Raw genomic sequence first — 12,142 nt, 5'->3', positions numbered from 1 at the left:
GATTCGTCGGAATATGATTCTGTTTTCACTGACCATCCCTACATTGTGTAACATATTTGGTGATTTTTGGTGGCATTACACTGGCTAAATTTTGCTTCGTTGATGCCCAACTAAGGAGGGGTTGTAGGACTTGAGGTAAGCTGGCATTAATGGACTCTTCCATTTGATAAACTTGTCAAAGGGAGTGAACACATGAAATCAACGACATACACGCCGCAATTCCGGGCCGAGGCAATCAAGCCCGCGCTGCAAGCAAAAGCGCAAGTTCAAGGCAACGAGCAATTCGAACCATAGCTTCCCGGTGGCGCCGAACCTGTTGAAGCAGGCCTTCGCACCGACGCGCCCCAACGCGGCCTGGATTAGCGATACCACTTACGTCGCCACCGACGAGGGATGACTCTACCGGGCACGTCTTCACGTGCGAGATGGTGGGCTGCGCACTCGGCCTGCGGATGACGCAGGAGTTGACGGTGCAGGCGCGGTGGCGAGCCGTTCGAGGAAAACGGCCAGCGCCGGGATTGATTCTGCGCTCTGACCGTGGCAGCCAAGGCGGATTCAACCGATCCTCGCAACACCTCTAATCGAGGAGGTGTTTATGGGTAGACCGGCGTGTCGCAGGCAGTCGGGACTCGTTGGTTTCGTCTTAATGCCGGCACGCCACTTTCTATGTTGAACCCAATATCTGGAAGGTACTTGTCGTTTTCTGAGCGAGAAGAGATTGGAGTTCTTTCGTGCCAGGGCGTCGGAATACGAGAGATCGCGCGGCGTATTGGGCGTAGCGCATCAACGGTTTGGCAGAGCATGTCCGCCCACACTATTGGTATCAAGCCTTATTATTTGACAACTTACTTTCGTCTTCGTCCACACCCACATTACACTTTGGAAACCTAAGGTTTCTTCAGTTGACACCCTCGCAGCCCATCCATAAGATGCCCCCATTATTCATTTACGGAGTCCCACGTGGGTACTTGTTCTAGTGACAGTAGCCGATCTTGTATCGGTGATTGCCTCGGCAGCTAAACAGCAAGCAACGCGGAACACTCTTTCCTCCGTGCCTTGCTGAGCAAGGTGCGGTGTCTCGCGGCCAGTCTGGCCGTGCGTCTCTCCCCCCTCTTTCCGATCGCGACCGGCTACTGACCCGGATTGCTCGCCAGCACTATTGTGTCTTGGCGGCATGCAAGTCTTGCCTGCGGCTGCGCCGCCCGTCAACACCTCGCCGTGAAAGGAAGAGCCATGAATCTCTTCACCCGCTTATTCGAATCGTTCCTGCGCAAGCGCCATACGGCCGGCCATTTCCGCCGCCGCGCCATGCCGCTGGAAAACAGCACGGCCCGCCCCGTGCCCGACCATCTGGCGCGCCAGCTGCTGGCCGCCGCCCACGAAGACCTGGACAGCGCCCTGAACCGCCTGCATACGCGGGTGGAAGGCTTGCGCGATGCCGAGGCGCAAGTCATCGGCGCGCAAACGGGTCCGAATGAAGTCGAGCATGAAAAACCGCTGGCCTGGTACCAGCACCTGTGGCTGTGCTACAAGAATCCGTTCAACCTGCTGCTCACCGTGCTGGCGATTGTTTCCTACCTGACGGAAGACCCGAAGGCCACCATCGTCATCGGCACCATGGTGATTTTGTCGACCCTGCTGCGCTTCGTGCAGGAAGGCCGCTCGAACCGGGCCGCCGAGCGCCTGAAAGCCATGGTCAGCAATACGGCCACCGTGCTGCGCAATGGCCAGCAGATCGAACTGCCCATCCGCCAGCTGGTGCAGGGCGACATCATCGTGCTGTCGGCCGGCGACATGATCCCCGCCGATTGCCGCTTGCTTTCCGCGAAAGACCTGTTCGTCAGCCAGGCCGCCATGACGGGCGAATCCTTGCCCGTGGAAAAGATGGCGGAACTCGCCGATGCCCATGGTAAAGACCCGATGGAGCTGGCCAATCTGCTGTTCATGGGCACCAACGTGATCTCGGGCGCAGCCACGGCGCTGGTCCTGGCGACCGGCAACCGCACCTATTTCGGCACCATCGCCACGCGCGTGACGGCCACCGAGCGCACGCCGACGGCGTTTGAAGCGGGCGTGAACAGCGTCAGCTGGCTGCTGATCCGCTTCGCCCTCGTGATGGCGCCGCTGGTGTTCCTGATCAACGGCTGGACCAAGGGCGACTGGATGGAAGCATTCCTGTTCGCCCTGTCCGTGGCCGTGGGCCTGACGCCGGAAATGCTGCCGATGATCGTCACCAGCACCCTGGCCAAGGGCGCCGTGAAACTGTCGAAAAAGAAAGTCGTCGTGAAACGCCTCGATGCGATCCAGAACTTCGGCGCCATGGATGTGCTGTGCACGGACAAGACAGGCACCTTGACGCAGGACAAGATCGTGCTCGAGCGCCATACGGACGTGTTCGGCCAGCCGTCCGATGAAGTGCTGCAATTCGCTTACCTGAACAGCCATTACCAGACGGGCCTGAAAAACCTGCTGGACCGCGCCGTGCTCGACCATGTCGAATTGCAGACGGAAATGCAGCTGGCGCGCGATTACGTCAAGGTCGATGAAATCCCGTTTGATTTCGTGCGCCGCCGCATGTCCGTCGTCGTTTCCGAAAAGAATGACCACCATGAGCTGATCTGCAAGGGCGCCGTCGAGGAAATCCTCTCCTCCTGCAGCCATTTGCGCCTGAATGGCGTGGACGTGCCGCTCGACGCCGCCCTGCTGGCCAAGGTGCTGGAAACCACGCACGGCCTGAATGCGGAAGGGCTGAGAGTGGTGGCGGTGGCCGTCAAGGAAGTGCCGCCGCATAAGACCGTGTACGGCGTGGCCGATGAAACGGCGCTGACCCTGATCGGCTATGTGGCATTTCTTGATCCGCCGAAGGAATCGACGGCGCCCGCCCTGCGCGCGCTGGCGGAACATGGCGTCACCGTGAAAGTTTTGACGGGCGACAACCACCTGGTGACGGCGAAGATTTGCCGCGAAGTGGGCCTGGCCGTGCATGGCGTGCTGCAAGGCCCGCAACTGGACGAGATGGACGACGCCACCCTGGCCCGCGCGGCTGAAGAGAATACCGTGTTTGCCAAGCTCAGCCCGCTGCACAAGGAGCGCCTGGTGCGCGCCCTGCGCGGCAATGGCCACATCGTCGGCTTCATGGGCGACGGCATCAACGACGCGCCCGCCCTGCGCGCGGCCGACATCGGCATTTCCGTCGATTCGGCCGTCGATATCGCCAAGGAAGCGGCCGACATCATCCTGCTGGAAAAGAGCCTGATGGTGCTGGAAGAAGGCGTGCTGGAAGGCCGGCGCACCTTCAGCAACATGCTCAAATATATCCGCATGACGGCCAGCTCGAACTTCGGCAATGTGTTTTCCGTGCTGGTGGCCAGCGCCTTCCTGCCGTTTTTACCGATGCTGCCGCTGCACTTGCTGGTGCAAAACCTGCTGTACGACGTGTCGCAGATCGCCATTCCCTTCGACAACGTCGACGCCGAACTGATCCAGAAGCCGCTGAGCTGGAACCCGCGCGACATCGGCCGCTTCATGGTGTTCTTCGGTCCCATCAGCTCGATCTTCGACATCAGCACCTTTATCCTGATGTGGCATGTGTTTGGCGCGAATACGCCAGAACAGCAGACCCTGTTTCAGTCCGGCTGGTTCGTCGTGGGCTTGCTGACGCAAACCCTGATCGTGCACCTGATCCGCACGCCCAAGCTGCCCTTCATCGACAGCATCGCGTCCGTACCCCTGCTGGTGGCCACCACCGCCATCATGGCCGTGGGTGTGTTCCTGCCGATGGGACCGCTGGCCACCTACTTCAAGCTGCAGGCCTTGCCGTTGGGCTACTTCCCCTGGCTGCTGGGCATCCTCGTCTGCTACACCGTGCTGACGACGTTCATGAAACGCGTGTACCTGCGCAAATTCGGCTGGCAATAGTATGATGGAACGCTCTTTCTCCCCACAAAGGCACGCATGAGCGTTTCCCGCCTTCCCAAGCGTAATCTCGCCCTGCTGCTGTCGGCGCTGGTGTTTCCCGGCAGCGGGCATTTCGTACTCGGTCGCAAGGCGCGCGGCTGCCTCTTCCTCGTGCCGGCGCTGGTCGCGCTGCTGCTCGTATTGCGCCAGATCATGGCACGTTTGGACCAAGTTATGGCACAGATCGACAGTGGCGCCCTGCCCCTCGACGTGCAGCTGATCGTGGAAAAAGTCGATGCGCTGTCCGCCAACGACGGCCCCGCCATGACGGTGGCCATGAGCGTGCTGGTGGCCTGCTGGATAGGCAGCCTGATCGACACATGGTTCCTCAAGCCATGACGGCGGAAGCAGAGGCGCGAAAACTGCGCAAGGAAGCGAAGATGCAGGCGCGCCGCGCGCAACTGGCGCTCAGCCGCCAGGACCATGGCGGCCCGCAGGCCTGGCGCGGCTGGTTCGACGGCTCCGCCCACCCGAACCCCGGCAAGCTGGGCATAGGCGCCCTGCTGCTGGGGCCGGAGGGCGAGCGCATCGAAGTGAGTCAGGCGGCCGGCCATGGCAGCAGCAGCGACGCGGAATATGCGGCCCTGATCGCCGTGCTGCAGGCGGCGCAGGCCGTGCGCCCGCCGCCCGAGCAACTGCTGCTGTTCGGCGACAGCCAGGTGGTGATCAATGATGTGCTGGGAACGACGCCGGTCGGCGCCAAGGGGCTGGAAACGCACAGGGCCACCGTAGTGGCCCTGCTGGAACAATTCAATGATGTGAGCTTGCGCTGGCTGCCGCGCCACAGGAATGGCGAGGCGGACCGGCTGTCGCAGCTGGCGATCGCCGGCTTTACCCCAGAGGCTTAAATACCGGGGTAAGCAACTTAAGCGGCGCGGCCGATCCGCAAGGCATCTTGCGGCGTTTTGGCCGCCGGGCGTTGCATCCCCTTCAAGCCGCTGACACTGGCCTGCTGGCCATTCAATTTAAAGACGCTGACCACTTGCGCCAGGTTGTGCGCCTGGTGCTGCATGGATTCGGCGGCGGCCGCCGACTCTTCCACCAGGGCCGCATTTTGTTGCGTCACGGCATCCATCTGACCGATGGCACGGTTGATCTCGTCGATGCCCACGCTTTGCTCGCTGCTGGCCGCCGTGATTTCCGTGATGATGTCGCTCACGCGCTGCACGCTGTCGACGATGTCGTTCATGGTCGAGCCGGCTTGCGCCACCAGCATGCTGCCCGCGTTGACTTGCTCCACGGACGCGCCGATCAGGGTCTTGATCTCTTTTGCAGCCGAAGCGGAACGCTGTGCCAGGTTGCGCACTTCCGAGGCCACGACGGCAAAGCCGCGGCCCTGCTCGCCCGCGCGCGCCGCTTCCACGGCCGCATTCAGGGCCAAAATATTCGTCTGGAAGGCGATGCCGTCGATGACGGAAATGATGTCGACGATCTTGTTCGACGAGGTATTAATCGATTGCATGGTGCCCACCACTTGCGCCACCACTGCGCCGCCCTTGACGGCCACTTGCGCCGCCGACGCCGCCAATTGATTCGCCTGGCGCGCATTGTCCGCATTTTGTTTCACGGTGCTGGTCAGCTCTTCCATCGACGACGCCGTCTCTTCCAGCGAACCGGCTTGCTCTTCCGTACGGGAAGACAGGTCCTGGTTGCCGGCGGCAATCTGCGTCGAGGACGTCGCGATGCTGTCCGTGCCGCTGCGCACTTCGCCGACGATATTGAGCAGACTGGTATTCATGTCCTTCAGTGCCAGCAACAGTTGCCCCGTTTCATCCTTGGCGCTGACGTCGATCTGCGCCGTCAAGTCGCCATCGGCTACCTTGCGGGCGATGTCCACGGCCGTGCGCAGCGGACGCACGATGCCCATCGTCAAGACCCAGGCGCAGACGACGCCAAAAGCCAGCGCCAGCGCGGCCAGCGCCAGCAGCAGGTTGCGGCTGGTCTTGGCGACGGCATCGATCTCGCGCGCGGTGGCGTCGATGCTGGCGCGCTGGTGCTCCAGCATGTTCATGATGACTTTCTGGTATTTCGTCGAGCCGGGCACGAACACGGCCTGGAAGGCCTTTTCCGCTTCTTCCGTCTGGCCGGCCGCCTTCAGCTTCGATACTTGCTCACGTGCATCCAGATATACCTTGCGCATTTCGCTGACCTGGCGGAACAGTTCCGTTTCTTGTGGGCCGGAAATCAGGGCTTCGATCTTCTTTTGCAGCTCGCCCGAGACGACGGACGACTGTTTCGCCTCTTCCGCAAAATACGGTCCCAGCGAAGTGTCGGCGCTGCGCACGATGGCCGTGGTGCGGCGGATGCCGCTGTCGATCTTGCTGTACCAGTCGGAAATATAGCGTTCCTTCGCCAGCGGCTGCTCCATCATGGTGCGCGTAGCGGTGGCCACGTCGTGCAAACGCCAGACGCTGATACCGGTAATGACCAGGGAAAACAGCAAAATGACGGCAAAACCCAGGCCGAGTCGCACACCAATACTGACGTTTCTTAACAAATTCATGTGAATATCCTGAAAAATCGGAACCAGACTATATAAAAGGAGCTGAAAGCTGCGGCTGCAGGGGGCAGCCGCAGCGGCATTCAGCGTCCGCCGAGGCGCAAGGCAGTTTGCGGCGCTGCCGGCTGCTTCAGCGTGCTCGCGCCACTCACCTTGGCCTGCTGGCCATTGAGCTTGAACACGCTGACCACTTGCGCCAGGTTGTGCGCCTGGTGCTGCATGGATTCGGCGGCGGCCGCCGACTCTTCCACCAGCGCCGCATTTTGTTGCGTCACGGCATCCATCTGCCCGATGGCACGGTTGATCTCGTCGATGCCCACGCTTTGCTCGCTGCTCGCCGCCGTGATTTCCGTGATGATGTCGCTCACGCGCTGCACGCTGTCGACGATGTCATTCATGGTCGAGCCGGCTTGCGCCACCAGCATGCTGCCCGCGTTGACTTGCTCCACGGACGCGCCGATCAGGGTCTTGATCTCTTTTGCAGCCGAAGCGGAACGCTGTGCCAGGTTGCGCACTTCCGAGGCCACGACGGCAAAGCCGCGGCCCTGCTCGCCCGCGCGCGCCGCTTCCACGGCCGCATTCAGGGCCAAAATATTCGTCTGGAAGGCGATGCCGTCGATGACGGAAATGATGTCGACGATCTTGTTCGACGAGGTATTAATCGATTGCATGGTGCCCACCACTTGCGCCACCACTGCGCCGCCCTTGACGGCCACTTGCGCCGCCGACGCCGCCAATTGATTCGCCTGGCGCGCATTGTCCGCATTTTGTTTCACGGTGCTGGTCAGCTCTTCCATCGACGACGCCGTCTCTTCCAGCGAACCGGCTTGCTCTTCCGTACGGGAAGACAGGTCCTGGTTGCCGGCGGCAATCTGCGTCGAGGACGTCGCGATGCTGTCGGTGCCGCTGCGCACTTCGCCGACGATGTTGAGCAGACTGGTGTTCATGTCCTTCAGTGCCAGCAACAGTTGCCCCGTTTCATCCTTGGCGCTGGCGTCGATCTGCGCGGTCAGGTCGCCATCGGCCACCTTGCGGGCGATGGCCACGGCCGTGCGCAGCGGACGCACGATGCCCATCGTCAACAGCCAGGCGCACACGACGCCAAAAGCCAGCGCCAGCGTCGACAGCAATAACAGCAGGTTGCGGCTGGTGCTGGCGATGTCATCAATCTGGCGCGCGGTGGCGTCGATGGTGGCGCGCTGGTGCTCCAGCAAGCCGTAGACCATCTTCTGGTACTTGGCTGCGGCGGGCACGAAGGTTTTTTCAAACACTTCATTGGCGGCCTCGGACTGGGACTCGCCCTTGAGCTTGTAGACCTGGTCGCGCGAGCCGACATACACTTCGCGCAATTCCAGCAAACTGGCGAACATGGCCTGTTCTTTCGGGTCCTTCAGCAGCGCCGCGATCTTCTTTTGCAGGACAGCCGAACTGGCGCTCGACACTTTCGACTCTTCGGCGAAAAAGCCGCTCAGCGAGGTGTCGCTGCTGCGGGCGATGGCGATCGTGCGCCGCACGGCGCTGTCGATGCGCGTATACCAGTCGGAAATATACCGTTCCTTGGCCAGCGGCTCTTCCATCATGGTGCGCGTGGCGCTGGCCACGTCATGCAGACGCCAGACACTGATGCCGGTGATGATCATGGAAAACAGCAAAATGACGGCAAAGCCCAGTCCCAGACGGACCCCGATGCTGACGTTTCTTAACAAATTCATGTGACTATCCTAATATCCTGAAGAGAGGCCCTGCAGCCAGCGCCTGGAACAGCATGGCGGACGCCGCCAAATCTGTCCCGCCAAGTAAACTGGCGCACGGTTCGGTTGAACCGTGCGCCAGGAAAGTGCGCTAGCGTGCTCCCTGCGGAAACGATATGCAATACTTAATGTCAATAGTTTTTGACAATATGCAGGGAAATTCTCATCACTACGGCATTACGCCGCCAGTTTCTCGATCAAGCCCATGTCGGCGCTGGACATCAGCTGGTCGATATCGACCAGGATCAACATGCGCTCGTCGATGGTGCCCAGACCGATCACATATTCCGTATTGATCGAGCGGCCCATGTCCGGCGCCGGCTTGATCTGTTCCGGCATCAGGGTCGTAACGTCGGAGACGCGGTCGACGACCATGCCGACCACGCGGTTGCCGATATTGAGGATGATGACGACGGTGAACTGGTCATAGCTGGGCGTGCCCAGGTTGAACTTGATGCGCATGTCGACGATCGGCACGATGATGCCGCGCAAGTTGACCACACCCTTGACGAACTCGGGCGCGTTGGCGATGCGGGTCGGCGTTTCATAGCTGCGGATTTCGCTGACTTTCTGGATGTCGATGCCATACTCTTCCTGGCCCAGGGTAAAGGCCAGGTATTCGGCAGCCTTGGCAACGGTTGCGCCAGTGTCGCTGGAAATGGTGTTCATGATAATCCTTTCGTTAACTCGCCTGGGGCGCAGGCCAGGACACGCTGTACGCGAGCCTGGACGTGACGAGCCATCCACAATGCAATGAATGGCCGACACTTGTATGTTTTTTGCAAATACTTTCTAGCAATTAGCTTATGTTTCTAATTTCCGTGCGGCAATGTTACCCCATGTAAATTTTACATGCACTAAAAAAGAGCGATCGCCGGGCCGATGCTTTTGCAAAATGCATTTTTATGTGGCTAACGCGGCACGCCGGGGCGCCACGCTCCCGGCCACCTGTGGCGGCGTTTTATGCCACACTGGCGGCCCCTGCTTTTTACGACCTTGAACCATGGATTCTTTGCTTTCTCAATGGCAACCACGCCTGCTGGCACTGGCCACGGCCGGCCTGGGCGACGACAGCGCCCACGACATCAACCACCTGCAGCGCGTCTGGCGCAATGCCAGCGTCCTGCTGCAAGACCATGCGCAGGCCGACGCCCTCACCGTGATGGCCGCCTGCTATCTGCACGACCTGGTCAACCTGCCGAAAAGCCATCCCGAACGCCACCTGGCTTCGCGCCAGGCAGCCGCGCTGGCTTGCCGCCGGCTGGCGGAGCTGGATTTCCCTGCAGAAAGACTGGCTGGCGTGGGCCACGCCATCGAAACGCACAGCTTTTCTGCCAATCTGCCGCCGCACACCATCGAAGCGCGCATCGTGCAGGATGCCGACCGCATCGACGCACTGGGCGCCGTGGGACTGGCGCGCCTGTTCTATACAGCGGCGCGCATGGATAGCGCGCTGGCGCATGGCGCGGACCCGCTGGCGCAGCATCGTGAACTCGACGACAAGGCCTACGCGCTCGACCATATAGTCACCAAGCTCGACAAACTGCCCGGCAAGATGCAGACAGCGGCGGGCCGCGCGCTGGCCGAACAGCGGCTGGCCGTGCTGACGGATTTTCGCGCCGCCTTTGCCGACGAATGGGGAATAAGCGCATAAGCTTGGTGGCGATAGCCAGCAGAGCGCATGCTGTCTATAATGCAAGCCTCAGCTATCGCGCCGAAAGCATGCATGTCCGATAAAACCAGCCACGACAGCCATTCCCCGTCAGCCCCCGCCCTAAAGAGCGCCGGCAACCTCAATTTCATCCTCGTCTGCGTCTTCATCGACATGCTGGGCATCGGCCTGGTGGTGCCCGTATTGCCTATCCTGATCGGCGACTTTGTCAGCGGCAAGGAGGCGCAGGCGTTCTGGTACGGTATCATGGCGGCCGTCTTCGGCTTGCTGCAGTTCATCTTCATGCCCATGCTGGGCGCCATCAGCGACCGCGTGGGACGCCGTCCCGTGCTGCTGTACTCGATGGCCGGCATGGGCGTCAATTTTCTCGCCACGGGCTGGGCGCCGAACCTGGCCTGCCTGTTCATCGGCCGCATCATCGGCGGCGTCTCGTCGGCCAGCATGTCGGTCGCGTCCGCCTATGCTTCCGACATTTCCACGCACGACAACCGCGCCAAGAGCTTCGGCAAGATCGGCGCCGCCTTTGGCCTGGGCTTCATTTGCGGCCCCATGCTGGGCGGCCTGCTGGGCGAGATCAATCTGCACCTGCCGTTTTACGTGGCGGCGGGCCTGTCGGCAGCCAATTTCATCTACGGCTATTTCTGCGTACCCGAATCGCTGCAGCCGGGGCCACGCGCGCCATTTACCTGGACGCGCATCAATCCGTTTGCCGCCCTGCTGAAACTGGTGCGCCGCGTGGAGATCCGCGGGCTGGTGCTGGCCTTCGGCCTGATGACGTTTGCGCAAATGATGCTCAACACCACCTGGGTGCTGTACACGCATTTCCGCTTCGACTGGACGCCGCGCCAGAACGGCATCGCCCTGTTCTGCGTGGGCCTGTGCGCGGCTGTGGTGCAGGCGGGCTTGCTGGGCATTTTGATCAAGCGTTTTGGCGAAGTGCGCCTGTCCTTGCTGGGCATGGCTTCGGGCGCCCTGACCTATTTGCTGTACGGCCTGGCCACCCAGGGCTGGATGATGTATGCGCTGATCCTGTGCAACCTGCTGGCCTTTGCCGCCGGCCCGGCCCTGCAAGGCATCATCTCGAAGGCATCCGCCGCCAGCGAACAGGGAGAACTGATGGGCTCTCTGCAGTCGATCAGCAGCCTGGGCATCATCATCATGCCTTTGCTCGGCAGCATGATCCTCGGTGAAGTGAGCCACTTGCCGCCGCAAGACTGGCGCATCGGCAGCACCTTCTATCTGTGCGCCATCATGCAAACCCTGGGCATCGTGGTGGCCTGGCGCTACTTCAAGGCACAACGCCAGGCCAGACTTGCGGTTTCCACCACAAAGTAGTCGGCAAGATAATATTGCACTTAGGAAATAAATAGGCGAGAATGAGAGAATCAAGCGGGCGTTGCCGACGCCCGCGATTCGATGGCAAGCAAGGATGGGTATGACTGACTTTTATTCCAGCGCCTGGCGCCGAACCGTAGCCCTGCTGGCGCTGGCGCTGCCATCGCTGGCAGGCGCGCAATGCTCGCGCGACATCCAGGTCCCCGTCTCGGCCATCGGCGCCAGCGTGGTAGTCAATGGCGCCAGCATCAGCGGCATCTATCCCGACATGCTGCGCAGCATGGGCGCCAAGCTGGGCTGCAATTTCATCTTCACGCCCGTGCCGCGCGCGCGCCTGGAAGCGATGTTCGAGGCGGGCAAGGCAGACTTGCTGATTCCGGCCAGCAGCACGCCGCGGCGCGACCAGCATGGCCTGTTCATCCCCATGCTGGGCAGCCGCCCCCTGCTGATCTCGCTGCAGGGCGCGCGCACGTCCATCAACACCATGCAGGAACTCATCGAGCGGCGCGAATTGCGCGTGGCGCTGGTGCGCGGCTACGACTATGGCGCACAGTACCAGGCGCTGGCGAAGGAGCTGAGCAGCCAGGGACGCCTGTTCTACGAAGTCGATGCACTCTCCGTGGCGCGTTTGATGCAAAGCGGCTTCATCGACGCCACCATCATGAGTCCGACTATCCTCGCCGGCGTGGCGCAAAACGATGCGCGCGTGTACGGCCTGGCCGACCGCCTGCGCCTGGAAGCGCTGCCCGAGCTGCCGTGGGGCATGAGCGGCGTCTACCTGTCGCGCAAGTCCCTGACGGCGGAAGACCAGGCCACGCTGCGCGAATTGCTGGACAAGGCGGGCCGCTCGGGCACCGTGATGGACGCCTTCCAGCGTCATCACCGCCAGGAACTGCTCTCGCTCAGCATACGCCCGCGCTAAGGCTT

At 61.4% G+C, this 12,142-nt stretch carries 9 protein-coding genes and 2 pseudogenes; 8 read left to right on the top strand and 3 right to left on the bottom strand.

Annotation, left to right across the window (positions count from 1 at the left end; translation table 11 throughout):
• Window positions 1-244: 244 nt before the first annotated feature.
• From FJQ89_RS28260 to FJQ89_RS02050, 5 genes and pseudogenes are all read left to right on the top strand, one after another.
• Window positions 245-548, top strand: a pseudogene (locus FJQ89_RS28260) (IS3 family transposase); the annotation flags it as partial.
• A 61-nt stretch (window positions 549-609) separates the two neighbouring features.
• Window positions 610-807: pseudogene (locus FJQ89_RS02065) on the top strand (helix-turn-helix domain-containing protein); the annotation flags it as partial.
• Between the two features lie 426 nt (window positions 808-1,233).
• Window positions 1,234-3,918, top strand: a complete 2,685-nt coding sequence (mgtA, locus tag FJQ89_RS02060) for a magnesium-translocating P-type ATPase (RefSeq protein ID WP_141168835.1) — start codon at window positions 1,234-1,236, stop codon at window positions 3,916-3,918.
• Window positions 3,919-3,954: 36 nt separating this feature from the next.
• On the top strand, window positions 3,955-4,296 hold the full coding sequence (locus FJQ89_RS02055; protein WP_141168834.1) for a DUF6677 family protein: 342 nt from the start codon (window positions 3,955-3,957) through the stop codon (window positions 4,294-4,296).
• On the top strand, window positions 4,278-4,805 hold the full coding sequence (locus FJQ89_RS02050) for a ribonuclease HI family protein (protein ID WP_141168833.1): 528 nt from the start codon (window positions 4,278-4,280) through the stop codon (window positions 4,803-4,805). The genes FJQ89_RS02055 and FJQ89_RS02050 overlap by 19 nt, the downstream gene beginning before the upstream one ends.
• Before the next feature lie 17 nt (window positions 4,806-4,822).
• Here the strand turns inward: FJQ89_RS02050 and FJQ89_RS02045 are convergent, their stop codons facing one another.
• The 3 genes from FJQ89_RS02045 to FJQ89_RS02035 form a co-directional block, all read right to left on the bottom strand.
• Entirely contained in the window at window positions 4,823-6,460 is a 1,638-nt protein-coding gene (locus tag FJQ89_RS02045) for a methyl-accepting chemotaxis protein (protein WP_141168832.1), read from the bottom strand.
• Between the two features lie 80 nt (window positions 6,461-6,540).
• Window positions 6,541-8,169 (bottom strand): methyl-accepting chemotaxis protein, encoded by a 1,629-nt coding sequence (locus FJQ89_RS02040; RefSeq protein WP_141168831.1) that lies wholly within the window; start codon window positions 8,167-8,169, stop codon window positions 6,541-6,543.
• 216 nt (window positions 8,170-8,385) lie between these two features.
• Window positions 8,386-8,877: a chemotaxis protein CheW gene (locus FJQ89_RS02035; RefSeq protein WP_035818113.1), complete on the bottom strand. Its 492-nt coding sequence runs from the start codon at window positions 8,875-8,877 to the stop codon at window positions 8,386-8,388.
• Window positions 8,878-9,211: 334 nt separating this feature from the next.
• Between FJQ89_RS02035 and FJQ89_RS02030 the strand changes: the two genes are divergently transcribed.
• The 3 genes from FJQ89_RS02030 to FJQ89_RS02020 all read left to right on the top strand — a co-directional run bounded on the left by FJQ89_RS02030 (window position 9,212) and on the right by FJQ89_RS02020 (window position 12,137).
• Entirely contained in the window at window positions 9,212-9,862 is a 651-nt protein-coding gene (locus tag FJQ89_RS02030) for an HD domain-containing protein (RefSeq protein WP_141168830.1), read from the top strand.
• A gap of 72 nt (window positions 9,863-9,934) precedes the next feature.
• Window positions 9,935-11,215 carry a TCR/Tet family MFS transporter gene (locus FJQ89_RS02025; RefSeq protein WP_141168829.1) on the top strand — a complete coding sequence of 427 codons (1,281 nt, stop codon included), beginning with the start codon at window positions 9,935-9,937 and terminating at the stop codon, window positions 11,213-11,215.
• A gap of 100 nt (window positions 11,216-11,315) precedes the next feature.
• The gene (locus tag FJQ89_RS02020; protein WP_141168828.1) at window positions 11,316-12,137 is read left to right on the top strand and encodes a substrate-binding periplasmic protein; all 822 of its coding nucleotides are present in this window, start codon (window positions 11,316-11,318) and stop codon (window positions 12,135-12,137) included.
• The last annotated feature ends 5 nt before the right edge of the window (window positions 12,138-12,142 follow it).

Source organism: Janthinobacterium tructae (assembly GCF_006517255.1).
Lineage (GTDB): Bacteria > Pseudomonadota > Gammaproteobacteria > Burkholderiales > Burkholderiaceae_D > Janthinobacterium > Janthinobacterium tructae.
Note: the sequence above shows the minus strand (reverse complement) of the source record. Positions and strands in the feature narration are given on the sequence as shown.

Bases quoted from the DNA above. Each gene is read 5' to 3' on its own strand.
- mgtA (WP_141168835.1), top strand. From the start codon at position 1,234: ATGAATCTCTTCACCCGCTTATTCGAATCGTTCCTGCGCAAGCGCCAT.
- FJQ89_RS02055 (WP_141168834.1), top strand. From the start codon at position 3,955: ATGAGCGTTTCCCGCCTTCCCAAGCGTAATCTCGCCCTGCTGCTGTCG.
- FJQ89_RS02050 (WP_141168833.1), top strand. From the start codon at position 4,278: ATGGTTCCTCAAGCCATGACGGCGGAAGCAGAGGCGCGAAAACTGCGC.
- FJQ89_RS02045 (WP_141168832.1), bottom strand. From the start codon at position 6,460: ATGAATTTGTTAAGAAACGTCAGTATTGGTGTGCGACTCGGCCTGGGT.
- FJQ89_RS02040 (WP_141168831.1), bottom strand. From the start codon at position 8,169: ATGAATTTGTTAAGAAACGTCAGCATCGGGGTCCGTCTGGGACTGGGC.
- FJQ89_RS02035 (WP_035818113.1), bottom strand. From the start codon at position 8,877: ATGAACACCATTTCCAGCGACACTGGCGCAACCGTTGCCAAGGCTGCC.
- FJQ89_RS02030 (WP_141168830.1), top strand. From the start codon at position 9,212: ATGGATTCTTTGCTTTCTCAATGGCAACCACGCCTGCTGGCACTGGCC.
- FJQ89_RS02025 (WP_141168829.1), top strand. From the start codon at position 9,935: ATGTCCGATAAAACCAGCCACGACAGCCATTCCCCGTCAGCCCCCGCC.
- FJQ89_RS02020 (WP_141168828.1), top strand. From the start codon at position 11,316: ATGACTGACTTTTATTCCAGCGCCTGGCGCCGAACCGTAGCCCTGCTG.